Consider the following 26,990-nt stretch of genomic DNA (forward strand, 5'->3'; position numbering starts at 1 on the left):
TAGAGGCTTGTGGCTAGTATCGCTAACACTGATGAGGGGGGGGTTGGGATGTCCCCCTTTTTTCGATTATAGTGGCACAATTATAAGTATAGATAGAAGGAATGCCGAGTTTAGCTAGGTATGAGTCGTCATTATGGGGTACTTTCTTGAGTTTGGATTTTTGGGGCTTTTCGTATCAGCATTCCTGGCAGCGACCATTCTGCCGCTAAGCTCAGAAATTGTAATGACTGGTCTATTACTCCAGGGGCTCTCCCCTTGGGCCCTGATAATAGTCGCCACTACTGGGAATGTAGCGGGCTCTCTTCTCAATTATGCATTAGGCTACTGGGCCAGCTTGGGCATGATCAAGAAATGGTTGAGAATGTCTGAAGAGGAATTTGTAAAGGCTGAACAGAGATTTAAAAAATATGGGGTATTCTCCCTGTTTTTTTCCTGGGTGCCTATTATTGGTGATCCCCTTACTGTAATGGCTGGTATTCTAAGAATTCGCTTGGTTTGGTTTTTGTTGTTGGTTGCCATGGGTAAATGTCTACGCTATCTGGTGATTTGCTATATGGTCTTGCAAGCATCTTGATGCGGACATTAAGTTAATAAGAGAATTTATTTGAGTGTTCTCACAAAAATTTGAAGTACGAAGAAAAGATATATTTAAAATGAAGTCAGGCTCTCCTTCAGAGCGGCAGCCAATCGATTGTAGCTTTATACTTGATTTGGCAGAAGTGGAACCGGGCATCTACTTGGTTGAGTATCCTAATGCATTTGGCACTTGGTTAACCTCGTTCCAAGGAAACTCCCATTTCCTGTCGAAAGTGGATTTTCTAAATCAGTTTAGTTTTTCCTTTTCTATTCAAGTGGGGGATGATGGAGAGCTGTCTTTAATCCATAAAGAAGAGGTTGCGAAGTTTTGCTCAGTAATTGAGTATGGGCTTGTTACACAAGGGGTTGATAAGAAAGAATTAGATTTATTGCCTCTGATAGATCAAAATATTTGTAATGAGGTTAAAACAATTCTTGGTGATTACAAACAGTTTTTAGATATGGAGGAGGGATTTTACGATATAGAGAATGGGGCCATGAAATGTAGCTCCCTATATATTGGCCAGTATGATGAAGGTACCTATATTGTAACTCTCTCAGGGGTACGAATGGCCCAGAGTATTTCAAGTTCAGACTTAAAGAGAGCTTTTGTTGATTTTGAAAGTGGGGCTTTCCAATCTGTTGATGACTATAAAAATGTAAATCTAAAAGTCAAAAGGGTTTTTGTTAATGCTCTAGGTGAATTGATAGGGTATGCTAACCATCTGAGAGCTAACTCCAGATTGTATGATAAAAATCAACTTCTTGTAATTGAGAAGTGTGAGCCTTAATGAGTTTATGCAGTTATGGCTCTAGACAGTGAAGGTGGTGGTATCTAAGGTTAATCTTGACAGTTATTTTTTAGAAAATGACATTGTTTAAGAATTTCCTTTCTCTGTTGTGATGAAAATAGATTTAAATCAACATGGGCTGAGTGGTTGTGTCCCGTTATGGAAATGGAGTTAGGTGGTTTGCCGTGTGTTTTAATTGAAAGTTTATCTGACATTGGAATGATTATATTGCCATAGAGTGATCTATAGATGATGTGACTATTCGTGAACTCAAGGCTATACTCGTCTACCTTTCCTTTTCCTGAGTTAAATATTAATAGCCAGAGTGTGGTCAGCACTGGGATTAAACATAATCCTACTAAATATATTTCTAGGACTTCCGTTTCTTGTGGGGCTTTAAATATATAAGCTAGTGTTAGGTATAGAGATAAAGGTAGACTGATTTGGATGGCCAGTCTTTTGGATCTAAAAATAATTCCCTGTGATCTAGATTGGGTAAACTTCATATTTTTATATATTGATTGTATTGCTGTGTAATGTAATTACCACAACATCTCTAACAGCCTCCCCTGGAAAAAGAGGGGTGATGGGGCTTACGTAGTGTTTGAGTGACCTGTCGTTCAAAACTAAAGCTTTTCCTGGGGTTAGTGTGCCATGAAATATAATTTCATTTTCATCCAAGTTGCTGATGAATGACTCGCCTCCATTGACATTATTCCTATTAATACAATTAATCGCTACATAGTCAAACCCATCTTGGTGAAAACCTTCAGGGGTGGGATAAGCGTTGAATTCATCTGTAGCACGAACTCTTATCTGGTGGCATCCGACCTGATACTCGTTTGCCGGTATATATTGGCTGGATACTAGGTGCCTTACAATGCTCTGCGAAAATATTCTAGCACTTGGTTCCAGTGCGGGGTAGTGACGCTCTATATCCCCGAGGTATTTGTTAATCGTTTTACTTTGCATGAAAATGGTACTAGAGTTCCATTCGATTGAGTTGCCACGATATAATCCTGAGCAATATGTTCGATAACGATATGAATATTGGGATTTTAAATATTCATCTGGAGGGAGTCGAGCAAAGCTGTCCTCAAGATCCTCAGGGATATGTCTGCGAATTTGGGTAAACTGAAACATCTGACTTGCCTCATAATACGAATAAGATGAGGTTTACATTAGGATTTTAATGTGAATGACTGTTCTTCAAAATTTTTAAACGCCGTTTTTTGTTTGTAAGATATTAAATTAATCTGGGAAGGGAAGCTAATGGCTAGGCCTCCCTCCTGATTTAATAGACTGAATACTTATTGTAAGGAGGGTGAGGTAATTTAAAGGCTAACGAAATTTTGTAGCTTTTGCTGGATTTCTTTTAAATGTTCCGGGTGTGCAGTAGAGATTTTGGCCTCTTATAAGGCGAGCCTATAGGCTGTTGAAAATGCTTTCTCCCGGGATGTCTCGATATCTGGTTTTACACCAGTCCCCTCCCAGTTAGTTTTGGTAATCGGATTGACTGCCTTGGCGATAGGGATTGCTATTTTAAAGCCATTCCCAAGGGGGAAGTACTGCCAGGGATTTGCCCCACCTTTGGTAGCCTCTCCAATAATGGTTGCACGGTCCAGGTGCTTTAAATAGTACGCAAAGGCCTCTGCTGCTGAGAAGGTATCGCTACTGGTTAATATATATACCGGGGTGTCTGCTACCTTTTTACCCTGAACCTTTTCCTGACTCCATATCTCTGTAACATTGCCCGCGGGCTTCCAGTGGATGCTATTGAGGTGGGTGGGTTTATCAAAAAGATAACCGCTGATAAGGCCGCCCATAAAGCCATTACCACCACCATTCTTTCTCAGGTCAAAAATAATAGCGCTAGCATCTTGGATTAATGCCATAGCTGCAGCCACTCGACCTTGGGACTCCTCGTTAACATGGTCAAACCCCCAGAAATCAATATAGCCGATGTTACCCTCTAAAACTTCGACTCGGGTAAATCCAGAATTTTTTCTACTGAGCTTACTAAACCAATCCTCGTGTTTCGGCTGCTGTTGGGGAGATTCTGGATCATCCCAGATTACGCCAAAGTGTTTATCATGCTTTGTTAAGGCGGATTTAATAATTCCAGCCACTGACTCTGTGTCAGTGGCTTGTCTGAATGCCTCTGACTCTGCAACTTTATTTAATGAAGAGTGAATAGCTTCCAGGTTTTCTTGCAGGACATAGTTGGAGGCAATCTTTTTCTCGATAGAATTAATAAGCTCCAACTTCCTTTCCTGAGAAATTTCAGTGCCGATTGCCGTAAGTGAACAGGAGAGCAAAAGTAAGGTTAGTAATTGTTTCATCTTATCCATGATTAAAATTTACTTATTGGTTTTTAGGTGTTAACGATAATACGCAATCAAGCCGTAATAGATAGTTTCGGAAGATCAAAGCTGGTTAACACTAAGTATATCCAGAGGCGCTAAGGGGCCAGTTTCGCACCTATACCGGGATTGGAGTTTGCCCTCCATCTTTGAAGATTAAAGTTAATCTAAATACAGCGAAAACTTGAGGGAGATTGCTGCGAGTCAGGTGAAAGGGGCATGGGGAGCGGACGGGACGTCAAAAAAGAATATCGTAATGAAGCTTTGTACATAGCCCTGGGGTTTTCCTGGCTCCGTTTAATAGTGTTCAATTGCAGTGGGATGGGGTGATACCTTGCTTAAGTTTTACTCATTACTCGCTCTCTCTGGGGCGCCAGGATCGTCCTGAATAACTGAGACTAAAAATCTATTTTTAGTCGCGATCCACGTGAACACACTGGCCCCCGCATTATCTGCGGGAATACCTGAGAAAAGCTCCCTCTAATGCGAAATTGACGGTCATATAGCGGCACCGATTACCCAGATGGTTGTTACCTTAGCCCCTATAAATGGCTGCTAAATAGTGAAAAACGTGACAAATTTTACCCCCAGGTTCAGCTTGCAAAGTGAGGCTTTGAATGGTGAGGACGCCAATGTTTGGGCTGTGAGCGACCGGGCTCACGATCTCGCCAATAAAGGGGAGGATGTCATCTTTCTCTGTGTAGGTGATCCCAACTTTGACACCCCCGAGCCGATCCTCGACTTTGCCCGCGCTCGCCTGGGAGTGGGGCGCACCCACTATTCCCCTGCGGCCGGGGAGCCAATGTTGCGCAGGGCTATCGCGGATATCGAGAGCAAGGTCTCTCCCCACCCCTGTAATCCGGATGATGTTGTTGTTTTCCCCGGTGGAACCAACGCGATCTACGCAGTACTTGCCTGCCTGCTAAACCCCGGTGAGGAGATTGTAATTCCCGAGCCGATGTATATCGGCTATGTCCCCATTTGTGATGCCTTGCGCCTCTCCGTAAAGCGAGTGACTTGCCCGGCGGAGACCAATTTCGCTTTTGATGTCGACGCTATCAAGGCCTCCATCAGTGAGCAGACCAAGGTCGTTATGATCAATACGCCGGTAAACCCGACTGGCGCGATGGCTACCCCTGAACAATTGCGCGAGTTGGCGGCATACTGCCGCGAGCGCAATATTTGGCTGGTGTGTGATGAAGTTTATTCAATGATCACCTTTGCCCGCCGCCACACCTCTCTGCGTACGGCAGCGGAGTCGCTGGATAATATTGTTGTGGTTGATGGCTTGTCCAAATCCCACGCCATGAGTGGCTGGCGCCTGGGGTGGGCAGTGGCTCGTGGTCCCCTGGTAGATCGTTTGATTGCTTTTGCAGGGGCGACAATTTTTGGATGCCCTCAGTTCATCCAGGAGGCTGCAGCCTTTGCCCTGGAGTTTGATAGCTACTTCGTCAAGCAGATGCGGGATGCCTATCAGCAGCGTCGAGACCTGATTGTTGAGAGGATTGGCCAGATACCAGGCTTGAGTTGCTACAGCCCTGAGGCTGGGATGTTTGTAATGGTGGATGTCTCCAAGGTATCCAGCTCCGGGCAAACCTTCGCTGAAGCCCTTTTGGTTGCTGAGCGGGTCTCGGTACTGCCTGGCGCGCCCTTTGGTAGCAGTTCAGTGAATCATGTTCGCCTCACCCTGGCGGCTGATGAGGCCGAGTTGTCGCGGGCCTTGGATCGCATTGAACAGTTCGTCACCAGTGGTAACCGCCAGGCCGGTTAGGCCTTTGCCGGGAGGCTGGTTGTCGCCAAATTCGCCTTTGAAGTGATGACAAGTTTCCCATGCCGGCGGCTGTAATGTTTATGCCACCGGCGAATACCGCTATCCTTGCCCCCTTTCAGATTCAAAAGAAAATAGCTCCGTGAAAATTGACCGGCATAATTTGCGTATTTTGCAGGCCCTGCAATCAAACGCACGTACAAGTAACCTGAATTTGAGTGAAAAAATTGGATTATCGGAAAGTGCCTGTCTGGCCCGGGTTAAACGCCTGACCAGTGAGCGCTATATCCGCGAGTTCTTTGCCGAGATAAACTTGGATAAAGTTCGGCATGCAGAGTTTTATGTAAACGTTGCGCTTAAGCGGCAGGATGCCCGTACCAGTGAGAACTTTCGCCGCATTATTAACGATATTCCACAGATTGTTTCCTGTGTGAAAATGTCTGGTGAGTTCGACTATATGCTGCATTTCGTCTGCCCAGACGCAGCAGATTTTAATCGAGTCTCAGAGCAGTTGTTGGCCAATGAAGAGGCGGCGATTTCCCGTATGACTTCTCATTTGGTGATTGAGAAAACCAAGCCTTTTACCGGCTACCCACTGGAACTCTTGTTTCAGGACTGAGCCTTAAATTAACCGGTGCCCGTGATTTGCAGGGCGCCGGTTAATGTTCTCTGTTATGGGAAAACAATATGCAGGCTGCGCTCAATCACCCAGTAGCAGGCAATGCCCCCCAGCGTATACGCGACCACCGTAGCGACTGGTATTCCGCTACCTCCACCCTCCCCGAAAGAGTATTGTTCGCGGTTCCGAATGGCATACCGTAGCCAGAGTTTAAGGAGCTTTTGATACAAGTTGATTGCTGTAAGAACAGCAGTGATAAATACTAATTGCCCCACTTCCACACCGAGATTAAAAGTCAGTAATGCCTGGGGAATAGCCCCCTGGGGAAGCCCAATTTCCCCCAGTACACCGGCAAAACCCAAACCGTGTAAAAGTCCAAAAGCAAAGGCAATTGCCCATGGATAGCGACTGGTCAAACTGAAAACACCATGCCCCTGGCGTACAGCTTCTCTGGCTGCCAGTAAAATACTGAGGGCGATAATCGCCTCCACTGGCGCCGACGGCAGATGGATATAGCCCAGTACGGCAGCTGCCAAGGTAATACTGTGGGCGATAGTGAAAGCAGTGATAGTGCCGATCAGCTGGCGAAGGCTTTGTTTGAGTAAGATCAGGGCCAAAACGAACAGCAAGTGATCGACACCGAGAAGAATATGTTCAACGCCCAGCACAAAGTAAGTTTGGGCGACTTGGAACTCGCTGGCGGGTTGGTCAAGGGTCCATTCTGGCTGGTCTGGTGTCAGTCGGATAACTTGCTCACGCCCATCTAACCAGGAGATCCGCACTAGCGCATCGGTCATAGTGCTCTGTAGGCCATCGATATGAATCGACAGCTGTTGTAGCTCCCCGGGGTGATGGAAGGTCCAGTGCTCTGTGTAGTAGCCCTTACTTATTTGCGCTCTGGGTTGGCTTAGGGGGGAGGCAGCTTGGCCCAAATGGACATTCAGAGCGAGGCGAAGATCGCCTTGTGCGGGCAATCGCCAAAGTACTTTAAATAATTGCGCATCAACTTGAGTAATGCCCAGGTAAGCCGGGCGCAGTTCGTGGGCAGATAGTATTGGAGTAAAGCTGAGGAGCAGAATGAACAGGAGTGGCCGTATGTGCATCACTTGACGGCAACCTCCGCTGAGAAGTTATCCGGCTTATGGACAATAACTTCGTAGTTTTTACGGTACTGGAGATATTGCTCCTGCAGAACCTTCTTTTGCGCCTGGGATTGCCAATCATTTAGTACGCGGCTGCGTATTTCAGCCAATGCCGGTAGCTGGGTGGACTTGATTTCCTCAAGGAGGACCAGGTGATCGCCGAAGGTCGAGCGGACTGGACCACTCCACTCGCCAACCGGCAGCTTGGACAATTGAGCGGAAAATCCCAGCCCAAATTGCCTGTCTATTCGTGGCTTTGAAGTGTCGATAAAAGCAGCTGGCAGTAGGGTTGAGTCTCCAATCATTGGGAAAGCCTGACCGCTGTTTAGCTGCATGAGTAAGTCGTTAAAATCACGTGAATCTGATGAGGCCAGATTCACTGAGAAAAATCGTTGTTGGAAAGATAGGGTGGGGGGATTCTGGTATTTATCAGCCTGACCTTGAAGGAATTTCTCCAATACTCGATCGCCAGGGTCTTGAGTGTCAGCGAAATTACGCGCCGTAAGTTCCATTTTCATTCGTAGGCGGCGGCGGATTACCGTATCGTTCTCGGCTAATCCCAGGGCAAGCGCTTCCCTGTAAAGTATTTCCTCTCTTAGGTAATTCTCAATAAGTTGCTCCAGCTCGCTATCGGTGGGGTACCTGTGCCACTTGCGCTCAAACACCGAACGTAGATGTTCGACGCGCCCCTCGCTGATAACAATCTCTTGTGCAGGCGGTTCCAGGATTTCTCCCAATCCCAATAGGATTAGGGCGATCGAAATAAAATACAGCAGGGGCTCTTTCGCCAATGACTTGAGGAAGGTGGTGGTATTCAAAAGCGCGGCCCTTATTTTGGAGTGGGTCGGAGTTGCGCTGTGGATTCTAATTATGGAAAGACATTCTCAGTTTGCCAGTAAGAAAATATTGATAAATCCATCGCTTTGTACCAAATTGGTGAATTGTTCCGGCGTATGGCGGGGTGTGGCTCATATATACTGTGACAGTACTCCAAAGCGGTGTTCCCCTTGTATAGGGGTGAGTAACAGAAATTAGAGGGGAGAATCGATTGAAATATTTGGGAAGAGTCTATTTGACACTCAATCTATTGGTTTTTGCTTCTATTGGCCTCTGGGCCCTGTTTAAACCGCAGAGCCTTGCGAATGAAGTGGATTTTTCATTTGATACCCCCGAAGCCATGCCCGAGTTTATGGCCACTTATGGCGGGTTTATGTTGGCCATTGCGGTGATTCTACTGGTGGCTTTGGCTATGCGCCCGCACCGCAGGGTTGCTTACGCTGCGATGTCTATCGCCTATATCGGCTTCGCTCTTGGGCGCCTCTACGGAATGTTATTTATCAGTGGTTTTGATCAGCGCAATTTAGTGCTTTTTGCTATCGAAGTCGTCTTTGTGATCTGGGGACTTTACTGTTACCGAGAATCCCGCTGGTTGCCTTTGCAGCATGGCCATTAACACGGTTGTTACGGCTAGTAGAAAGGAGCCGGGAGAACCCCGGCGCCCATTTAAGTGATTTGAGTGGGTTAAGCGTGAGCTTTTGCGCCTTCTGCTGCGCTGTTGTCTATTTCCACCTCTTTTTCTCCCCCGTGTAATTGCCCATCCACTGCTTGCCGGAAGACTTGCTTGTAGTCCTTAAATTCTGTGCCCATCCAGCGATCCCACCAAGTGAAGTAAAAGCCGTAGTTACCCTGGAAGCGCTGGTGGTGCAAGTCGTGGTGAGTCGTGGTTGTGAGCCTGTCCATAGGGCCGTCGACCCAGCTGCGGGGGTGGAACTCGCGGCCAGTGTGCAGCATGGCGTTGCGGAAGATGCTGATAAATAAAAAGGTGAACCAAATAGTTGGATTAAGTGGCAGTATCAGGGCTATCAGGGGAGAGAAAGCGCCCATCAGGACCGCTTCACCTACGGAAAAACTGTATGCCGTCCAGGGCGTGGGTGTTCTGGACTGATGGTGTAGGCGGTGGAAGTGTTTAAACACCTTGGGATGGTGCATACCTCGGTGGGTCCAGTAAAAATAAGCGTCGTGGATCAAAATCACTACTGGCAGGCTGGCAATACTCCACCAGAGTGGATAATCGCTCCACTGCCAGTAAAATTTGGTCAGTCCCAGATCGTGCATCATGGTGGTAATAATCCCTACCAGGGTAAAGATACACACCGTTAATAGTGAATAACTCACCTCCCGCCGAATATCTTTCCACTCGGCACGACGCTTTTGGATACGGCGCCGGTTCATCCAGGTGCGAAACAGCCAGCCGGCCAAAATACTCATTACTGAAGCGGCCAGCACATAGCGAAATAAACTCAACTGGAAATGTTTGGCTCCGTCCTGGGATATGTCGACTAAAAAATCCATATTCTCACCATCATTATTCTTCTATTGAAGGGAGACTCACCGGTGTTAAATCGGGTCTCGGTGAGCCGGGCACGCAGCGGGAAAATCGCTTTCACCGCGCTCCCAGTCTGGGAGCCTTTTACTTTGCGGGCTTACGGAATATGAAAAAATGCTGACGGATTCTTTCAGGAGAGGAGATTCAGGCGGGCAGCTTTTCCCGGCGGTACTCAGTGGGGGTTTGGCTGTGACGGCGCTTGAAAGCAGCGTTAAATGGGCTCAAGGAGCGATAGCCGATGTCCAGAGCAATGGTGAGTACTGGCAAATGGGCCTGTTCCGGATCTGCCAACCGGTTGCTGGCTTCATCAATACGAAACTGATTTAGGTATTCGTTAAAATTGCGATAACCCAGATGGCGATTAATCAGCACACGAAGCACATGTTCGCGAATATCCAACTGCTCCGCGAGCTCCCTGATGGTGAGTCCGGTATGGCGATAACCACCGTTGTGCATATGTTCCTGTAATTTTTGCAGCTGGGTTTGCTGTTGTTCATCCAGTTCAGGTGGCGGAGCTAAAGGCTGTTCTTCCTCCTCTGGCTCGCTCCTCTTCGGGCGCGGCAGGGATTCTCCCAGAGCGCTGGGGGAAAGGGCCAGCAACCATAGGCAGGCAACCAGTGACAACAGGCTGGCAAATAGTGCGTGCAGTGTCGGTACACCGTTGGGAAGCGGGCGGTAAGCAAAGATAGATTCTGCGCCAATTACTACCAGCATATAGGCGCCGACGGCGATAAGTAGGGTTGTGCGCAGGCGTCGGCGCTCTGCGACCAAGTCCAGGTGAAACTGTCGTTGTAGTGTCAGTAGGCCGAGGCTGATTAAACCGAGTTTGAGTAGCTGCGAAAGGGTAAATAGTGGGGATTGCTGATCTGACGTCAATGGCAATGGTGCGTGGTAGGCGACTATGCCGATGACCAGGGTAATACCAATCGGAATCCAGCCCCACAGGGGAAAAGGCTCTTCCTCGCGGCATAACAGGTGAGTAAACAGCCAAAAAATTGCGGGAATCAGAGTAATTGGCAGGTTAAGCAAGAGCGCAGTAGGTCCACTCAGTTGTGGCAGGATGGGCCAGAGTAAATAGCAGATCACGGCTATCAGCAGGGCCAGTAAGCAGCGCCCGGCAACAAGCCGGTAGTGATGTATAGCAACCTTGGTTGCCGCCAATAAAAGAAGAGCGCATGCACCGCCGGAGAAAAATAAGTAGCCGGCGGTCATCGTTTATCTCCAGCGCTCGGCCCAGGCATCCAGGACCTTGCTGCTATAAGTATGGCGGCCGTAGCTACCATTGTAATAGGCGAGGGCGTTGGCTAGATTGCCTTTGGCTTTCTTGATGTAGTGTTTAAGAATGGTACATCCGTACCTTAGATTGGTGTCCATATCGATCAGGTTATCGTCGGGTCGACCGATTTCATTTTTCCAGAATGGCATTACCTGCATCATACCCAGAGCGCCAACGCGGGATATCGCATAGGGGTCAAAAGCACTCTCAATCTGGATAACCGCCAATACAATTTCCGGGCGCAGCCCGGCCCGAGTTGCCTCCCGGTGGACTGCTTTCAGTACGTGCATCCGCCGCTTGGGATCTTTGATATAGCGGGACAGAGGCTGGGATTTAGACATTAGCCACACTTCCGCATCGAAGCGGTCCACAAAGCTGTCGGCCTGGGTAACTGCGTCCTGCAGGGCGAGGCGCAACTCCGGGTCGATCTCGGCTCTACTGCTTTGAGCCTGGGCGGCACAGCAGGTAAGGCAGAGCAACAAGAGGGCGGTGGCTTTTTTTATCATGGGGTGATTCTACGAAAAGCCCGGCAAAATGGGCAGCGTGATTTTGTGACGCCGCCGATAAAAAGCACTTTTGCCGTAAGAGGTCCCGGCCTGCTTGGGGGCAGACCGGGCGGCTCGACAATTATTGATTAAATTTTTCCAATAACACTTCTTCGAGCTGGGATACGGCAAACTCCTGGCTTTCCGCATCTCCGCGACCTTTATATTCCACCACACCTTTTTCCAGGCCGCGATCGCCGATAACAATGCGGTGGGGAATACCGATCAGCTCCACATCGGCGAGCATAGCGCCCAGTCGCGCTTTGGCTTCGTCCATCAGCAATACATCAATACCCTTGCTGCGCAGGGACTCATACAGGTGCTCGCACTTCTCCCTTACCACATCGCTCTTGTGCATATTGATTGGCACAATCGCCAGCTGGAAAGGTGCAATCGCAGTGGGCCAGATAATCCCAGAGTCGTCGTGGTTCTGCTCGATCGCCGCAGCGACGATTCGGGAAACGCCGATGCCATAGCAGCCCATGGACATAACCTGCTCTTTACCGTTTTCATCCAGTACTGTGGCATTCATAGCGCGGCTGTATTTGTCGCCTAACTGGAAAATGTGGCCGACCTCGATGCCCCGTTTGATTTCCAGGGTGCCCTGGCCATCGGGGCTGGCGTCGCCTGCCACTACATTGCGCAGGTCTTCGACGCGGCCCAACTCCACATCGCGACCCCAGTTCACACCGGTTAAGTGGTAGTCATCGCGATTGGCGCCGCAGATAAAGTCTGCCAGGTGCGCTGCAGAGCGATCCACAACAGTCTCGATCTTTATGCCCACCGGGCCCAGGGAGCCAATGTTGCAACTGAGTTCTTCGGCGATGCGCTCTTCCGAGGCGAACTGAATAGGGCTGGCGATTCCAGCCAGCTTCTCTGCTTTTAATTCGTTCAGCTCGTGATCGCCGCGCAGTACCAGGGCAATTAATGGAGCGGTTTCACCCTCTTCACACTCGCCCAGAACAATCAGGGTTTTTACTGAGTGGGCGGGATCACTTTTCAAAAACTCGCTGACATCGGCGATGGTTTTTTGGTTCGGCGTATGAACTTCCTGCATTTCCTGCGACGGAGCAGGGCGCTCGCCAGCTGGGGCAACCGCTTCTGCCAATTCGACATTGGCGGCGTAGCGGGATTCTGTGGAGAAGGCGATATCGTCTTCGCCGCTCTGCGCCAGCACGTGGAATTCGTGAGAGCTGGAGCCACCGATTGAACCGGTGTCTGCCAGTACCGGACGGTAGTCCAGGCCAATGCGCTCAAAAATCTGGCAGTAGGCGCCGTGCATAATATCGTAGGTTTCCTGCAGGGAATCCTCGTTCACGTGGAAGGAGTAAGCATCCTTCATGGTGAATTCGCGCGCGCGCATTACGCCAAAGCGCGGACGGATTTCATCGCGGAATTTAGTCTGCACCTGGTAGAAATTGGCGGGCAACTGCTTATAGCTATTGATTTCACCGCGGATCAGGTCGGTGATGACTTCCTCGTGGGTCGGGCCCAGGCAGAAGTCATTGTTGTGGCGATCCTTGATGCGCAGGAGTTCGGGGCCGTACTGCTGCCAGCGGCCGGACTCTTCCCAAAGCTCTGCCGGCTGCACGACCGGCATCAGTACTTCCAGGGAGCCAGCGCGGTCCATCTCTTCGCGAACAATGCGTTCGACTTTGCGCAACACCCGCAACCCAGTGGGCAGCCAGGTGTAGAGACCTGAAGACAGACGGCGGATCATGCCGGCACGCAGCATCAGCTGATGGCTGATCACCACTGCGTCGTTGGGAGTTTCTTTTTGGGTTGCGATGAGATAACGAGATGCGCGCATAGGAATTATATGGATTCTATTACGGGTAAGCTGGCTATTTTACGCTATTCGCTGGGCAATAAATATTGCCTGGGGGCAGTATTGCCTCAATGCGGATTGCCTTTTGCTATACCGGGGTATCTATTTAGCAGGTGCCTGGGCACTGGCTTGGAATGGGAGTGAATAAAAAACCCCGCATAAGCGGGGTTTTTAAGCTGAGGCTTTACAGAGTGTATTAGTTCTCTGCCATTTCCTTCAGCTTCTTCAGTGGGCGAACTTTAACCTGGATGCTGGCAGGCTTCGCCTTGAAGGTAGTCTCTTCACCGGTGAACGGGTTGATACCCTTGCGAGCTTTCTTAGCCGGCTTTTTCACGGTGGTGATTTTCATCAGGCCCGGCAGGGTGAATTCGCCAACTGCGCGCTTCTTGATGTGGCCTTCGATGATATCGTTCAGCTCGTCCAGAACAGATTGAACCTGCTTGCGGGACAGCTCAGTGCTTTCTGCAATCTGATTAAGTACTTGAGTCTTAGTGTACTTTTCCTTGATTGCTTTTACTTTCTTGGCCGGTGCAGCTTTGGCCGCAGCTTTCTTTGCCGGGGCCTTTTTAGTAGCAGCTTTCTTGGAGACAGCCATGGCTTACTTCCTTCTTTGTTGTTCGGTATATATCCGGTAAAAGTGTGTTTTTTCTCCCGCTGCGCTGCATCCGTTACGGGTGTCTCAGCGGGTGATGGGGGAAGTATATATAGTTTTTGTTCGGCCGCACGAAGAAATACTAGAAAAATAGTGCTTTTTTTACATTTTTTAGCCTCACGTCGCCTTTATGGGACGCTTTACCCAGGGAAAAGACCCGTGCAGCTTCTTACCTCTGTAGGCCTCATGTATACTCTCTCCCCCTTTTTTTAAGCACCAGGTACTGTGTAATGCCGATATATGAATACCAGTGCAATGCCTGCGGCCATGAAATGGAAGCTTTGCAGCGGATGAGCGATGACCCGCTCAAAGACTGCCCAGCTTGCGAGAAGGCCGAGCTGCGCAAGAAAATCTCAGCGGCTGGATTTCGCCTGAAGGGCGCCGGTTGGTATGAGACTGATTTTAAAACTGGTAGCAAGAAAAACCTCGCTGGCGGTGACTCTGCCAACAATGGTAAGGCCAAAAGCGACAAGCCTGGCACAGCGGCGGCAAAGACGGCCTAGGCGAGCTGTGCGGGGCTGTCCGTGCGGTGTACCCTCTAACTAATCTTTTCACCTATCGATAACGGGAATTTTCATCCATGCGCAGCGATTACTGTGGCGTCCTTCGTTCTGCGGACATTGACCGCGTAGTAACCCTCTGTGGCTGGGTCGACCGCCGCCGCGATCACGGCGGAGTGATTTTTATCGACCTGCGCGACCGCGAGGGAATTGTACAGGTGGTGTTCGACCCCGATGCGGCCGAACACTTCGAGATGGCCGATCGCGTGCGCAGCGAATATGTGCTTAAAGTGACAGGTCGTGTGCGCGCCCGTGCCCCAGAGGCCGTGAATCCCAATATGGTGACCGGCGAAGTTGAGGTTTACGGCACAGAGCTGGAGATCCTCAATACTGCTGAGACAGTGCCTTTCCAGCTGGATGAGCACACCGAGGTGGGTGAAGATATCCGCTTGAAATACCGCTATCTGGATCTGCGCCGCAACGAAATGCAGAACAACCTGTATTTCCGTTCCAAGCTGACTACCGCAATCCGCAATTACCTGGATGAGCACGGCTTCCTCGATATCGAGACCCCAATCCTGACCCGCGCCACCCCAGAAGGTGCCCGGGATTATCTGGTGCCGAGCCGCACTCACGAGGGCAAGTTCTTCGCCCTGCCACAGTCACCACAGCTGTTTAAGCAGTTGCTGATGGTTTCCGGTTTCGATCGCTACTACCAAATCGCTAAGTGTTTCCGCGATGAGGATTTGCGCGCTGATCGCCAGCCTGAATTTACCCAGATCGATATTGAGACCTCCTTCCTCGACGAAGAGGAAATCATGTCGATCACCGAGAACATGGTTCGCAAGCTGTTTAAAGAGCTTAAGGGTGTTGATCTGGGTGAATTCCCGCGTATGACCCACTACCAAGCGATGCTGCGCTACGGTTCCGACAAGCCGGACCTGCGTATTCCGCTGGAGATGGTGGAGATCAAGGACCTGATGACCGAGGTGGACTTCAAGGTATTCTCCGGGCCGGCCAATGATCCGAAGGGACGTGTTGCTGCGATTAAAGTACCTGGCGGTTGTAAGAAACTGACCCGCAAGCAGCTGGACGATTACGGCAAATTTGTCGGTATTTATGGCGCCAAGGGCCTGGCGTACATCAAGGTTAACGATCGCTCTGACCTGGAAAATGGTCTGCAGTCGCCAATCGTCAAATTCCTGCCGCTTGAAACCCGTGCAGCCATTCTCGATCGCCTGCAAGCAGAAGACGGTGACGTTCTTTTCTTCGGCTCGGACAAGGCCAAGATTGTCTCCGAAGCCCTGGGTGCATTGCGCTGCAAGCTGGGTGAAGACTTGGATCTGTACACCAGCGAGTGGGCGCCTTTGTGGGTTGTCGCCTTCCCAATGTTTGAAGAAAATGACGACGGCAGCCTGACTGCGTTGCACCACCCCTTCACTGCGCCTTCCTGTACCCCGGAAGAGTTGGAAAAGAATCCGCTCGAAGCACTTTCCCGCGCTTACGATATGGTACTTAACGGCACCGAGCTGGGTGGTGGTTCTGTTCGTATCCACGACCAGTTGATGCAGGAAGCGGTATTCCGCATCCTGGGTATCGATGCTGAAGAGCAGCGCGAGAAGTTTGGCTTCCTGCTGGATGCACTCAAATACGGTGCGCCGCCCCATGGTGGCCTGGCCTTTGGCCTGGATCGTCTGGTGATGTTGATGACCGGCAGTGACTCAATTCGCGATGTTATCGCTTTCCCGAAAACCCAGAGCGCCGCCTGTGTGATGACAGATGCCCCGGGTGCTGTAGATGCGAAACAACTGCGTGAGCTGAGTATTCGCCTGCGACAAAAAGAAGAGAAAATCAGCTGATTTTTCCCCGATGGGCCGAGCGAAGCGGGCCCATCCAATCGTAGTGATGGGCGATTCGCTTCGCTCTTTGGCCCATCCTACGCACTGACTGAAGAGAGACGGAAAATGGCCGGACATAGTAAATGGGCCAATATTAAGCACCGCAAAGCAGCTCAGGATGCCAAGCGGGGCAAGGTCTTTACCAAGATCATTCGCGAGTTGACGGTAGCCGCCAAATCGGGTCCAAACCCGGACGATAACCCGGCGCTGCGCGCCACTATCGATAAGGCTCTGGGCGCCAATATGAAGCGCGATACCATCGACAAAGCTATCGCCCGTGGCGCCGGCAATGCGGATGGTGAAAACTACGAAGCCGTAGTTTACGAGGGCTACGGCGTTGGAGGTGTAGCGGTCTTGGTGGAGTGCCTGACTGACAACCGCAACCGCACAGTGGCTGAAGTGCGTCACGCCTTCACCAAGCGCGGTGGCAACCTGGGTACCGACGGTTCCGTTAGCTACCTGTTTACCCGCAAAGGTCAGATGTTCTACGAGACCGGAGTGGATGAAGATGCGTTGATGGAAGCAGCTCTCGAAGCCGGTGCTGAGGATATCGAATCCAACGATGACGGCAGTGTTGAAGTTACCACTGAATTCCAGGACTACCTGACGGTTAAGGACGCCCTGGTTGCAGCTGGTTTTACCCCGGACAGTGCCGAAATTGCCATGATTCCGTCCACCACGATTCCGCTGGATAAAGACGGTGCTGAAAAAGTACTCGCTCTGATCGAGATGCTGGAAGACTTGGATGATGTGCAAAACGTTTACACCAATGCGGATATTCCGGCAGAGGTGATGGAGGAGCTGGGCTAAAGCTGGTTCCGTAACTGGAGGCGGCTACTGTCCCGCCTCTTGTTTTTTATCTTTTCAAGTCCTTCTTACTCCCCCTCTCTTGACGCTTCCTGTTCACCTTGGGACACTCCCACCACTATATAAACATACAGATATTTGGGGAGCTGCCTTTTGACCCGAATCCTGGGTATTGATCCCGGCTCGCGAAAAACGGGCTATGGAATTATCGATGTAGAGCGGGGCAAGGCTCGCTATGTGGCCAGCGGGGTCATTCGTATTCCCGAAGGTCCCCTGCCTGAGCGCCTCAAACTGATTTTTGATGCAGTGAGCCAGATCGCCCAGCAATACCAGCCTGCTCAGATGGCAATTGAAAATGTTTTTATGTCCAAGAGCGCCGGCTCCGCCCTGAAATTGGGACAGGCCCGGGGGGCAGCTATTGTAGCTGGGGCAAATAGCGGTCTGGCAGTAGCCGAATATGAAGCTCGCAAAGTGAAGCAGGCAGTGGTCGGCAACGGAGGAGCGGATAAATTGCAGGTACAGCACATGGTCAAAACCCTGCTGTCCCTACCTGCGTCGCCACAGGAGGATGCCGCCGATGCGCTGGCCGTGGCTCTGTGCCATATGCATACCGAGCAAACCCTGGTATTTACCGCTGGCGGTGCGCGCAGTCGTTTTCGTCGCGGCCGCCTGAGCGTGTGATCGGCTGGTAGAATCGGCCCCATAAAGGGCGCAGACAATATAAACCTGGAATAACACATGATTGGAAGATTGAGCGGTACCCTGGCAGCAGTGCAGCCACCTCTGCTGTTGGTGGATGTACAGGGGGTGGGCTATGAAGTGCTCGCACCCATGACCACGATTTTTGAACTGCCCGCACTGGGGCAGCCGGTGCAGCTGCACACTCATTTAGCGGTATCGGAAACGGCCCAGCAGTTATATGGTTTTATTCGCGATGGGGACCGCAAATTGTTTCGCACCCTGATCAAGGTGAGTGGAGTGGGTCCCAAGATGGCCCTGGCTATTTTATCCGGGCTGGACGGCGCTGCCCTGGCCCGTTGTGTGTCGGAGGATAATGTAGCGGCGCTGGTCAAAGTCCCCGGCGTCGGTAAAAAGACTGCCGAGCGCCTGATTGTGGAGCTGCGGGATAAATTGACCCCGGATTTTGGCGACGCCAACGATATCCCCTTGATGGCCGCTGCTGCCGAGCCCAAGGTGGATCACACCGGTGAAGCGGAGAGCGCCCTGGCGGCTCTGGGTTACAAGCCCACTGAAGCCAGCAAAATGGTGGCCCGCGCCAGCAAGGAGCAGCCGGATGCCGATAGCGCGACTTTGATTCGCCTGGCCCTTAAGGGAATGGCCCCCGCTTAATCTGAGGCCCTGGAGTTGTTGCAATGATCGAAGCCGACCGTTTGGTGGCACCGGAGCCCGTGGGCCCCTCGGGCCAGGAAGAGCAGTACGACCGCGCCGTGCGCCCCAAAACCCTGGATGATTATGTGGGTCAGCCAGTGGTGCGGGAGCAAATGGAGATCTTTATTCAGGCTGCCAAGCTGCGCAAAGAGGCCCTGGATCACACCCTGGTATTCGGACCGCCGGGGCTGGGTAAAACCACGCTGGCAAATATCATCGCCGCCGAAATGGGAGTGGCCATTAAGACCACCTCGGGCCCGGTATTGGAGAAGGCTGGCGATCTGGCTGCGTTGATGACCAACCTGGAGCCGGGGGATGTGCTGTTTATCGATGAGATCCACCGCCTCAGCCCCCATGTGGAAGAGGTACTGTATCCGGCGATGGAAGATTACCAGCTGGATATTATGATCGGTGAAGGGCCTGCGGCGCGTTCCATCAAGCTCGACCTGCCACCCTTCACATTGGTGGGTGCCACCACGAGGGCGGGCCTGCTTACCTCGCCACTGCGGGATCGCTTCGGTATCGTCCAGCGGCTTGAGTTCTATAACGTTGAGGATCTCACCAGTATTGTTCGTCGTTCCGCTGGCCTGATGGGAGTGGAGATGGATGAAGGTGGTGCTCTCGAAGTTGCCCGTCGAGCTCGGGGTACCCCCCGAATAGCCAACCGCCTGCTGCGCCGCGTGCGCGACTACGCGGAGGTTAAAGGTGATGGTGCCGTGGATTCCGGAATTGCCGATGCCGCCCTCAACATGCTCAATGTGGATTCCCGTGGTTTCGATCAGCTGGATCGCCGTATGCTACTGGCCATGATTGAGAAGTTCGATGGTGGGCCGGTGGGGGTGGACAGTCTCGCTGCAGCAGTCAGTGAAGAGCGGGATACCCTGGAAGATGTGTTAGAGCCCTACCTGATTCAGCAGGGTTATATCGCCCGCACACCGCGAGGGCGAGTGGCAACCGGCCTGGCCTACGAGCACTTCGGCCTGCCGAAGCCCGATAATAAGTAGAGAGAGGATGGGGTGAAGGAAGTTTTCAGTATTCCGCTGCGGGTTTATATCGAGGATACCGACGCAGGTGGTATCGTTTATTACGTCAATTATTTGAAGTATATGGAGCGCGCGCGCACAGAACTGCTGCGCTCCCTCGGGTATGATAAGCCGGCGATGCCAGAACAGGGTCTGTTACTGGTGGTGCACTCCGCCGAGATCCAGTATCGAAAGTCCGCACTTCTTGATGATGCATTGCGCGCTACGGCCTCGATTGGCAAACTGGGGCGGGCCGCAGTGACTTTTGAGCAAAAAATCTGGCGCGGCGATGAGCTAATTTGCGAAGGTGTGGTCAAAGTTGCTTGTGTCGCTGACGACAGCCGCAGGCCCTGTGCCCTGCCGGAACCTATTTATTCAGCATTAAAGGCAGTTATTTAAGAAGATGAACGCCGGTGAACAACTTTCTCTTTGGGGGCTAATCCAGAACGCCAGCCTGTTGGTACAGTTAGTTATGCTGCTGCTGTTACTGGCCTCTGTGGTGTCCTGGGTGATGATTATCCAGCGTGGGCTTTACCTGTCCCAGGCCAAGCGCTCCCTGAACAATTTCGAGCGCCGCTTTTGGTCCGGTGCCGACCTGAACAAACTCTTCCGCGAAGGTAACGAGCGAGCGGAAAAAGGCCGAACCGATGGTGTTGAGTCCCTTTTCCGCGCCGGTTTTACCGAGTTTACCCGCCTGCGCCAGCAGGGTAGCAGCGGCCCTGAAGCGGTGATGGAAGGCACTGAGCGGGCCATGCGTGTGGCTATGTCCCGGGAGCAGGAAAAGGTGGAAATGAACCTGCCGTTCCTGGCAACCGTAGGCTCTGTCAGTCCCTATATCGGCCTGTTTGGCACTGTGTGGGGGATTATGAATTCTTTCCGTGGTCTCGCTACTATGCACCAGGCCACTATTGCCACGGTCGCACCCGGTATCAGTGAAGCGTTGGTGGCTACGGCTATGGGCCTGTTTGCAGCAATTCCTGCGGTGATGGCTTTTAACCGCTATTCCGCCAAGGCGGAGTCGCTGTTGTCCAGCTACGAAACTTTCGCCGAGGAGTTTTCCTCTATCCTGCACCGCAAAGTGCATTCCGGCTGAGTAGTGAATAGGCGAACCCTATGAGTGTGTTTCGCAAGGGAACCAAAAAGAAGCTGGTCTCCGAGATCAATGTAGTGCCCTACATTGACGTAATGCTGGTGCTGCTAATTGTCTTCATGGTCACGGCACCATTGTTGATGCAGGGGGTCAAAGTCGACCTTCCAAACGCGCCCTCGGCGCCGATGGAGGAAACTGATGAGGAGCCGCTGATTATTTCTGTGCGCTCCGATGGCACCTATTACCTAAATCTGGGGACTGACGAGAAGAGCGCCAAGCCGCTCGAAGAAATTAAACAAACGGTCGCTAAGGTGTTGCGCCAAAAGCCGGGAACTCCGGTTTTGGTGTGGGGTGACACCGAGGCCCGCTATGGCCTGATCGTCAATGCCATGACCGAACTGCAGCAGGCGGGAGCGCCCAGCGTCGGCCTGGTGACAGAGCCACCTCAGGGGTAGGGTGCCGGTGAATAAAGGCTTTTATGCATTGGCGATCATCATCAGCCTCGTGTTACACGGGGCGTTGATAGCTGCCATGACCTACGGCTGGGAAGCCAGCAGTATGCCTGAGCGCAAACCGATGCCAAAGTTTGTGCAGGCTAAACTGGTGACGATTGAAGCGGCAACACCGAAGAAGAAACTGCCGAAAAAGGTCGATAAAATAAAACAGCGTGCCGATCGCGCTGCGGAGCAAAAACGCAAGGCTGAGGTCGAACGTAAGCGCCGCGCAGCCCTGGAGCAGAAGAAAAAGCTCGAGGCGGAAAAGAAACGCAAAGCGAAAGTCGAAGCTGATCGCAAGGCACAGGCAGAGAAGGCCCGTCGCGAGAAAGAGCAGCAAGAGAAGGCGCGCAAAGAAAAAGAGCTGAAGGAGAAGCTGGCCCAAGAGCGCCAGAGTTCTTTTGACGAGGCCCTCCAGGATGAAGAGGAACTGCTGGATGCGAATGAGGCCGAGCAAGCGGTGATGTCCGTTGGCCAGGCGATCCAGCAGCAAATTGAGGCGGTATGGAGTCGCCCGCCCAGTGCCCGAAACGGTATGCTTACCAAGGTGAGAATAAACTTTGTCCCCACCGGCCGGGTGGTGGCAGCTAATATCGTCGAGGGCAGTGGTAATGCCGCCCTGGATCGCTCGGTACTGACCGCTATTAAAAAAGTGGAGGTATTTCCCGAAGTGGCCGACCTGGCCCGGGAGGAACCAGTGGTATTTGAGCGGGAAGTCCGCACAACTATTTTGAACTTTAAAGTCGAAGATCTGCGCCAATGATCAAGAGTTTACTGAAGACAGTCGTCATTATTGCAATCGCCTCGGTGAGCCTGGGGGCCCGAGCCCAGCTGGTGGTGGATATCACCAGCGGTATCGATGACCCCACACCGATCGCCGTGTCCCCATTCAGCTGGTCTGGTGGCGGGGTACTGGCGGAAGATGTTTCCGGGATTATTTCCTCAGACCTTCGTCGCAGTGGCCTTTTCTCCCCTGTGCCCAAGGAGGACATGCTGTCTTTCCCCAAGGCCCCGGAAGACGTGGTATTCCGCGATTGGCGTATCCTCGGCACCGAGTACATAGTGACCGGCCGCATTGAGCCGCAGGCCACCGGTTACCTGCTCACTTTTGATCTGGTCAATGTTTTCGGCCAGCACAAGATGTTCACCAAGCAAGTGCGCGGCGGCCAGACCCAGCTGCGGGATATCGCCCACCGCGCCGCCGATGAGATCTTTGAAGCTATCACCGGTATTCGAGGTGCCTTCTCCACGGAAATGGTGTACGTGCAGGAAGAGACCCGTGGCGGCAAGCCCAGCTATCTGCTGATGCGTGCCGATATCGATGGTGCTCGCGCCAAGCAGATCCGCCGTTTCAGTGCGCCGGTGATGTCTCCCATGTGGTCCCCCAATGGCCAGGAGCTCGCCTACGTCTCCTTTGAAACCGGGCGCCCGGCAATTTTCCGCGAGAACCTGCGCACGGGTGCGCGCAAGCAATTAACTAACTTCAAGGGCATCAACAGTTCGCCGACCTGGTCCCCGGATGGAACCAAACTGGCGATGGTGCTCTCCAAGGACGGCAACCCGGAGATCTACGTGCTGGATCTGGTCAGTAATAAACTGACAAGAATGACAAGGCACTTCTCCATTGATACCGAGCCGAACTGGATGCCAGATGGTAAATCACTGGTTTTCACCTCCGATAGGGGAGGGAAGCCACAAATTTACCAATTGACTCTTGCCACTGGTCAAGTCGACCGCTTAACCTTCGATGGCGATTACAATGCGCGGCCCCGTGTTTCTCCCGATGGAAAGACACTGGTGATGGTGCATCGTAATAGGGGCGTATTTACCATCGCTACGATGGATATCAACTCGGGCAGAGTGCGTGTCCTTACGGAGACTACGCTGGACGAATCCCCTAGTATCGCGCCGAATGGGGCCATGTTGATGTACGCTACCAAACGTGGGGATAAAGGTATTCTGGCAGCGGTGTCGCTGGATGCCGGGGTGAAGTACAACCTGCCCTCTCAGAGGGGTGATGTCCGTGAACCGGCCTGGTCGCCGTACTTTGAATAAGGCGGGGGTGCCCGACGCGCTTAAGCGAAGGGTGTGAATTAGAGCAAGTAGAAATCTTTCAGGATTTTCGATAACACTATATATAAAGCGGAGTAGCTTATGTTGAAATCAGTAAAAACAGGCCTTGGGTTAGCCTGTGTATTGGCAGTTATGGCTGGTTGTAGCAGCAATGATACCAAGACTGGCGGGGAAACCATTGTTGATGAAACCGCAAATAATACCGCGGTTGAAACCACCGATTTTGATACCCCGAAAGAGCCTGTAGCACCTCTGGAAAACGTAGTTTACTTCGATTTCGACCAGTCCCTGCTGAAGCCCGAAACCCGTGAACTGCTGATCCGTCACGCTGACCGTATGCGCGCTGCCACCGGTTCTGTTCGCCTGGAAGGCCACGCTGACGAACTGGGTACTCGCGAGTACAACCTGGCTCTGGGTGAGCGTCGTGCCAATGCCGTTCGCGACTTTTTGGTACTGCAAGGCGTAGACGCAGCTAACCTGGAAGTAATCAGCTACGGTGAAGAGCGTCCGGCTCAAATGGGTTCTAACGAATCTGCCCGTGCGATGAACCGTCGCGTTGTTATTAACTAATCGTAAAAATGGATGCCAATGGCTTTAACGATTAGAAAACTAGCGATCGCCGCAGCAGTAATGACTGCGGCATCGCCGGTATTTTCCCAGGCCCCGATTGTAGACCTGTCTTCTAAAAGCCAGGACCAGTCGACCATTACTTATACCGATGAAGTGGAAAGCAGTGCTCCGACACAGCTCGCCCGCGCCGGTATGTCACCACCCCGAGCCCAGGGCAACCCCCAGGCCGAAGCCTACTATCAGATGCAGGTTTTGCAGCAGGAAGTGCGGGAGTTGCGTGGCACAGTTGAAGAGTTGCGCCATGAGATCAAGCGTCTCAAACAGCAGCGCACCGAAGATTATATGGATCTGGACCGGCGTATTGCGCGCCTGAGTGGTACAGAGCCAGCGGCTCAGCCGCCGTCTACCGCTGAAGGCGGTGCTTCGTCAATGCAAGGGCAGGGGGGCTCAGCAATGCCGCCTAAACCCCAGGGCCCGAAAGACGGCAAGAGCGAGCGCGACCGCTACCAGGCCAGCTTTGGCTTGGCCCGCAATGGCGATTACGGCGGCGCCAGTGAAGAGTTCAAAAGCCTGTTGCAGGACTTCCCCAATGGTCAGTACGCCCCGAATGCGAATTACTGGCTGGGTGAGATTGCACTGGTTCAAGGCAACCTGGAAGAGGCTCGGGAGTGGTTCGTAGCCCTCCTCGACGGTTACCCGAATTCCAGTAAAGTCTGGGATGGCCGCTACAAGCTGGGTACTGTTTACCACCAGCTGGGCGACCAGCAAAAAGCCCGCAACCTGCTGGAGCAGGTGGCAGCCAGTGACGCCAGAGCGTCGAATCTGGCGAAGAAGTATCTGCAGGAGAACTTCCAGTAGCCTTCAGCCGCTACTGACTGCCATCGCTGGTTTTTTGAGCAGAAAAAGCCTATGATCCCGCGCCCGGGTGGCATGTGCCACTCGGGCGTTTTTGTGTTGGGTGTGTATGACCGATCTTTCCAAAGAATCACTCAGAATCAGTGAAATTTTCTACTCCCTCCAGGGAGAGGCGCGAGAAAGCGGCCTTCCTACGGTGTTTGTACGCCTGACGGGCTGCCCGTTACGCTGTACCTATTGCGACTCCGAGTACGCCTTTTACGGTGGCGAGCGCATGACGCTGGAGCAGATTTTGCAGCAGGTGCAAAGCCATCCCGCTCGCCATGTGTGCGTTACCGGTGGTGAGCCCCTGGCCCAGCCCAATTGTTTTCCCCTGATGAAGGCGCTTTGCGATGCGGGCTATGCGGTGTCCCTCGAGACCAGTGGCGCTATGCCTGTGGATAAAGTGGATGAGCGGGTGTCGAGAGTGGTCGACCTGAAAACGCCGGCCTCCGGGGAGCAGCACCGCAACCGTATGGAGAATATGCAAGTACTCACTCGCCAGGACCAGGTCAAGTTTGTGATCTGTGATCGCGGGGATTATGACTGGGCTCGATTTACCCTGGATCAGTACCGCATACCTGAGCGGGTTGGAGAGGTGCTTTTCTCCCCCAGCTACGAGCAGCTGCAGCCGCGCCAGCTAGCTGAATGGATACTGGAAGATGGGTTACCGGTGCGTATGCAGATGCAAATGCACAAGCTGTTGTGGGGCGACATCCCAGGGGTTTAAAGCGCCGCTGCGCCACATCAAGAAAAGAGGAAAAAATGACAGCAAAGAAAGCAGTAATCTTGCTATCCGGAGGCCTGGACTCAGCCACCGTACTGGCCATGGCTCGCGCTGAGGGCTACGAGTGTTACGCCCTGGGCTTCGATTATGGCCAGCGTCACGAGGCAGAACTATTGGCTGCGCAGAAGGTGGCGAAGGACTTGGGGGCCGTTGAGCACAAGGTGGTTAAGCTTGACCTGCGTTCAATCGGCGGGTCGGCGTTGACCGATGACTCTATCGAAGTACCTGAAGAGGAAACCTCCGGTATTCCGGTGACCTATGTGCCGGCGCGAAACACGGTATTCCTGTCTATTGCCCTGGGTTGGGCAGAGGTGCTGGGCGCCCAGGATATTTTCGTGGGTGTGAACGCCGTGGACTACTCCGGCTATCCGGATTGCCGGCCGGAATATATTGAGGCCTACGAGAAGATGGCCAACCTGGCTACCAGGGCCGGTGTCGAGGGCAATAAGCTGTCTATACGTGCGCCGCTGATGGAGATGAGCAAGGCGGATATTGTTACCGAAGGAACCCGCTTAGGGGTGGACTACAGTTTAACTGTGTCCTGCTACCAAGCCTTGCCAGATGGCGCTGCCTGCCGTCGCTGCGACAGTTGCCGCCTGAGGGCTGCCGGCTTCACAGAGGCCGGCCTGGAGGACCCCACGGTCTACGCACCTTAATTGGCCGTTGGCGCCAATTTTTTGAACAAATACCTAACTCCTTAAATTTGTTAGATTTTTTTTTGAGTTAGGTATTGTCTTTTCGAAATAGATCCGTAAGATACGCAGCTCCTCACAACGAGGCATCGAAAAGGGTCGTTAGCTCAGTCGGTAGAGCAGTTGGCTTTTAACCAATTGGTCGCTGGTTCGAATCCAGCACGACCCACCATTTTCGACAGGGATGCCCAAGGCAGCCCACCCAGTTTTTACACTTCTGCGCGAAGGTAAAAACAACCCAAGTTGGACCAGTACCAAATTAGTCCAACCATCCTGGGGGTCGTTAGCTCAGTTGGTAGAGCAGTTGGCTTTTAACCAATTGGTCGCTGGTTCGAATCCAGCACGACCCACCATCTCTCCTTTTCCCCACTATCAATTAACCAGTTTCTCTGTATTACCATCGTACACGTGGGCTAGTTTCAGACTTTCTATTACCGTGCTTATTTGCTGTATTAATCAGCTCCTTTCGTTTTCGATTCTGAATGGTGGATATTACATGTATGGTGATCTATCAGAGTTTTCCGCATCGTAAAGGCTCGCCGACTGCGCAGATGTGCTCGCCAGGGTGTGCTTTAAGTTGTGTGTGCTTAACCCTGGGCTCAATAGCCGCTATTTACTTTAGAGGGCCTTATGTTGGTCTTGGCGGCGGCTTTTGCCGAGTTAGAGAGTCTCGCCAGATCGGCAATGAACACGATTTAGTGCTCGTTAGTGTCAAGGTTGCATGTGGAAAATAAGCTGTTGTAGAAACTTTTAGCTAAGATAAAAGTCAGTTCGAGACAGTAAAAACACCTTTGTCGATAATTGTGGTTAACACTTGAGCTTAAAAGG

The 26,990-nt window shown here is 52.0% G+C and carries 29 protein-coding genes and 2 tRNA genes; 22 read left to right on the forward strand and 9 right to left on the reverse strand.

Features of this window, described 5'->3' with window-relative positions:
- Positions 1–133: 133 nt before the first annotated feature.
- Together ACJJIM_RS00955 and ACJJIM_RS00960 are read left to right on the forward strand one after the other, a co-directional pair.
- The gene (locus ACJJIM_RS00955; RefSeq protein WP_444912129.1) at positions 134–574 is read left to right on the forward strand and encodes a YqaA family protein; all 441 of its coding nucleotides are present in this window, start codon (positions 134–136) and stop codon (positions 572–574) included.
- A gap of 34 nt (positions 575–608) precedes the next feature.
- Entirely contained in the window at positions 609–1,367 is a 759-nt protein-coding gene (locus ACJJIM_RS00960; protein ID WP_444912130.1) for a hypothetical protein, read from the forward strand.
- Positions 1,368–1,877: 510 nt separating this feature from the next.
- Here ACJJIM_RS00960 and ACJJIM_RS00965 read toward each other — a convergent pair.
- Together ACJJIM_RS00965 and ACJJIM_RS00970 are read right to left on the reverse strand one after the other, a co-directional pair.
- Entirely contained in the window at positions 1,878–2,510 is a 633-nt protein-coding gene (locus tag ACJJIM_RS00965) for a 2OG-Fe dioxygenase family protein (RefSeq protein ID WP_444912131.1), read from the reverse strand.
- Positions 2,511–2,779: 269 nt separating this feature from the next.
- Positions 2,780–3,718, reverse strand: coding sequence for a S41 family peptidase (locus ACJJIM_RS00970; RefSeq protein WP_444912132.1), 939 nt, complete (start codon positions 3,716–3,718; stop codon positions 2,780–2,782).
- Positions 3,719–4,301: 583 nt separating this feature from the next.
- On the opposite strand from ACJJIM_RS00970, the gene ACJJIM_RS00975 reads away from it, so the two are divergent.
- On the forward strand, positions 4,302–5,501 hold the full coding sequence (locus ACJJIM_RS00975; protein ID WP_444912133.1) for a pyridoxal phosphate-dependent aminotransferase: 1,200 nt from the start codon (positions 4,302–4,304) through the stop codon (positions 5,499–5,501).
- A 139-nt stretch (positions 5,502–5,640) separates the two neighbouring features.
- On the forward strand, positions 5,641–6,117 hold the full coding sequence (locus ACJJIM_RS00980; RefSeq protein ID WP_444912134.1) for an Lrp/AsnC family transcriptional regulator: 477 nt from the start codon (positions 5,641–5,643) through the stop codon (positions 6,115–6,117).
- A 53-nt stretch (positions 6,118–6,170) separates the two neighbouring features.
- Here the strand turns inward: ACJJIM_RS00980 and ACJJIM_RS00985 are convergent, their stop codons facing one another.
- Positions 6,171–7,220, reverse strand: a complete 1,050-nt coding sequence (locus ACJJIM_RS00985) for a HupE/UreJ family protein (RefSeq protein WP_444913379.1) — start codon at positions 7,218–7,220, stop codon at positions 6,171–6,173.
- Positions 7,220–8,077 (reverse strand): peptidylprolyl isomerase, encoded by an 858-nt coding sequence (locus tag ACJJIM_RS00990; RefSeq protein WP_444912135.1) that lies wholly within the window; start codon positions 8,075–8,077, stop codon positions 7,220–7,222. The genes ACJJIM_RS00985 and ACJJIM_RS00990 overlap by 1 nt, the downstream gene beginning before the upstream one ends.
- A gap of 230 nt (positions 8,078–8,307) precedes the next feature.
- On the opposite strand from ACJJIM_RS00990, the gene ACJJIM_RS00995 reads away from it, so the two are divergent.
- Positions 8,308–8,712 carry a DUF4345 family protein gene (locus ACJJIM_RS00995; RefSeq protein ID WP_282934243.1) on the forward strand — a complete coding sequence of 135 codons (405 nt, stop codon included), beginning with the start codon at positions 8,308–8,310 and terminating at the stop codon, positions 8,710–8,712.
- A 68-nt stretch (positions 8,713–8,780) separates the two neighbouring features.
- Here the strand turns inward: ACJJIM_RS00995 and ACJJIM_RS01000 are convergent, their stop codons facing one another.
- The 5 genes from ACJJIM_RS01000 to ACJJIM_RS01020 form a co-directional block, all read right to left on the reverse strand.
- Positions 8,781–9,611, reverse strand: a complete 831-nt coding sequence (locus ACJJIM_RS01000; RefSeq protein WP_413664407.1) for a sterol desaturase family protein — start codon at positions 9,609–9,611, stop codon at positions 8,781–8,783.
- Positions 9,612–9,789: 178 nt separating this feature from the next.
- The gene (locus tag ACJJIM_RS01005) at positions 9,790–10,857 is read right to left on the reverse strand and encodes a helix-turn-helix transcriptional regulator (RefSeq protein WP_413664408.1); all 1,068 of its coding nucleotides are present in this window, start codon (positions 10,855–10,857) and stop codon (positions 9,790–9,792) included.
- Positions 10,858–10,860: 3 nt separating this feature from the next.
- Positions 10,861–11,427 carry a lytic transglycosylase domain-containing protein gene (locus ACJJIM_RS01010; protein ID WP_108731817.1) on the reverse strand — a complete coding sequence of 189 codons (567 nt, stop codon included), beginning with the start codon at positions 11,425–11,427 and terminating at the stop codon, positions 10,861–10,863.
- Between the two features lie 121 nt (positions 11,428–11,548).
- The gene (locus ACJJIM_RS01015; RefSeq protein ID WP_444912136.1) at positions 11,549–13,276 is read right to left on the reverse strand and encodes a proline--tRNA ligase; all 1,728 of its coding nucleotides are present in this window, start codon (positions 13,274–13,276) and stop codon (positions 11,549–11,551) included.
- A gap of 214 nt (positions 13,277–13,490) precedes the next feature.
- Positions 13,491–13,889 (reverse strand): HU family DNA-binding protein, encoded by a 399-nt coding sequence (locus tag ACJJIM_RS01020; RefSeq protein ID WP_282934239.1) that lies wholly within the window; start codon positions 13,887–13,889, stop codon positions 13,491–13,493.
- A gap of 287 nt (positions 13,890–14,176) precedes the next feature.
- Here ACJJIM_RS01020 and ACJJIM_RS01025 point away from each other — a divergent pair, with 287 nt between their 5' ends.
- The 17 genes from ACJJIM_RS01025 (at position 14,177) to ACJJIM_RS01105 (ending at position 26,515) form a co-directional block, all read left to right on the forward strand.
- Complete coding sequence (locus ACJJIM_RS01025) at positions 14,177–14,449, forward strand: FmdB family zinc ribbon protein (protein WP_444912137.1); 273 nt, start codon at positions 14,177–14,179, stop codon at positions 14,447–14,449.
- Positions 14,450–14,526: 77 nt separating this feature from the next.
- Positions 14,527–16,305 (forward strand): aspartate--tRNA ligase, encoded by a 1,779-nt coding sequence (aspS, locus tag ACJJIM_RS01030; RefSeq protein ID WP_282934237.1) that lies wholly within the window; start codon positions 14,527–14,529, stop codon positions 16,303–16,305.
- Between the two features lie 105 nt (positions 16,306–16,410).
- Positions 16,411–17,154, forward strand: coding sequence for a YebC/PmpR family DNA-binding transcriptional regulator (locus ACJJIM_RS01035; RefSeq protein WP_444912138.1), 744 nt, complete (start codon positions 16,411–16,413; stop codon positions 17,152–17,154).
- 150 nt (positions 17,155–17,304) lie between these two features.
- On the forward strand, positions 17,305–17,832 hold the full coding sequence (ruvC, locus tag ACJJIM_RS01040) for a crossover junction endodeoxyribonuclease RuvC (protein ID WP_413664410.1): 528 nt from the start codon (positions 17,305–17,307) through the stop codon (positions 17,830–17,832).
- A 57-nt stretch (positions 17,833–17,889) separates the two neighbouring features.
- Entirely contained in the window at positions 17,890–18,501 is a 612-nt protein-coding gene (gene ruvA / locus ACJJIM_RS01045; RefSeq protein ID WP_282934234.1) for a Holliday junction branch migration protein RuvA, read from the forward strand.
- Between the two features lie 23 nt (positions 18,502–18,524).
- Positions 18,525–19,544 (forward strand): Holliday junction branch migration DNA helicase RuvB, encoded by a 1,020-nt coding sequence (ruvB, locus tag ACJJIM_RS01050; RefSeq protein WP_413664411.1) that lies wholly within the window; start codon positions 18,525–18,527, stop codon positions 19,542–19,544.
- Positions 19,545–19,556: 12 nt separating this feature from the next.
- Positions 19,557–19,961: a tol-pal system-associated acyl-CoA thioesterase gene (gene ybgC, locus ACJJIM_RS01055; RefSeq protein ID WP_282934233.1), complete on the forward strand. Its 405-nt coding sequence runs from the start codon at positions 19,557–19,559 to the stop codon at positions 19,959–19,961.
- 4 nt (positions 19,962–19,965) lie between these two features.
- A complete protein-coding gene (gene tolQ / locus ACJJIM_RS01060) occupies positions 19,966–20,655 on the forward strand; it encodes a protein TolQ (protein ID WP_108731827.1) in 690 nt (229 codons plus the stop codon).
- 20 nt (positions 20,656–20,675) lie between these two features.
- Positions 20,676–21,107 carry a protein TolR gene (gene tolR, locus ACJJIM_RS01065; protein ID WP_444892812.1) on the forward strand — a complete coding sequence of 144 codons (432 nt, stop codon included), beginning with the start codon at positions 20,676–20,678 and terminating at the stop codon, positions 21,105–21,107.
- A gap of 7 nt (positions 21,108–21,114) precedes the next feature.
- On the forward strand, positions 21,115–21,909 hold the full coding sequence (gene tolA, locus ACJJIM_RS01070; protein WP_444912139.1) for a cell envelope integrity protein TolA: 795 nt from the start codon (positions 21,115–21,117) through the stop codon (positions 21,907–21,909).
- Positions 21,906–23,201, forward strand: coding sequence for a Tol-Pal system beta propeller repeat protein TolB (tolB, locus tag ACJJIM_RS01075; protein ID WP_444912140.1), 1,296 nt, complete (start codon positions 21,906–21,908; stop codon positions 23,199–23,201). Before tolA ends, tolB begins: the two co-directional genes overlap by 4 nt.
- A 99-nt stretch (positions 23,202–23,300) precedes the next feature.
- Entirely contained in the window at positions 23,301–23,789 is a 489-nt protein-coding gene (locus tag ACJJIM_RS01080) for an OmpA family protein (protein WP_413664415.1), read from the forward strand.
- 18 nt (positions 23,790–23,807) lie between these two features.
- Positions 23,808–24,647, forward strand: coding sequence for a tol-pal system protein YbgF (ybgF, locus tag ACJJIM_RS01085; protein ID WP_413664416.1), 840 nt, complete (start codon positions 23,808–23,810; stop codon positions 24,645–24,647).
- 106 nt (positions 24,648–24,753) lie between these two features.
- The gene (gene queE, locus ACJJIM_RS01090; protein ID WP_413664417.1) at positions 24,754–25,413 is read left to right on the forward strand and encodes a 7-carboxy-7-deazaguanine synthase QueE; all 660 of its coding nucleotides are present in this window, start codon (positions 24,754–24,756) and stop codon (positions 25,411–25,413) included.
- Positions 25,414–25,448: 35 nt separating this feature from the next.
- The gene (gene queC, locus ACJJIM_RS01095; protein ID WP_413664418.1) at positions 25,449–26,126 is read left to right on the forward strand and encodes a 7-cyano-7-deazaguanine synthase QueC; all 678 of its coding nucleotides are present in this window, start codon (positions 25,449–25,451) and stop codon (positions 26,124–26,126) included.
- Positions 26,127–26,258: 132 nt separating this feature from the next.
- Positions 26,259–26,334: transfer RNA gene (locus tag ACJJIM_RS01100), tRNA-Lys, on the forward strand.
- Between the two features lie 105 nt (positions 26,335–26,439).
- Positions 26,440–26,515, forward strand: a tRNA-Lys gene (locus ACJJIM_RS01105).
- The last annotated feature ends 475 nt before the right edge of the window (positions 26,516–26,990 follow it).

It is taken from the genome of Microbulbifer maximicatervae (SeqCode), assembly GCF_052467615.1.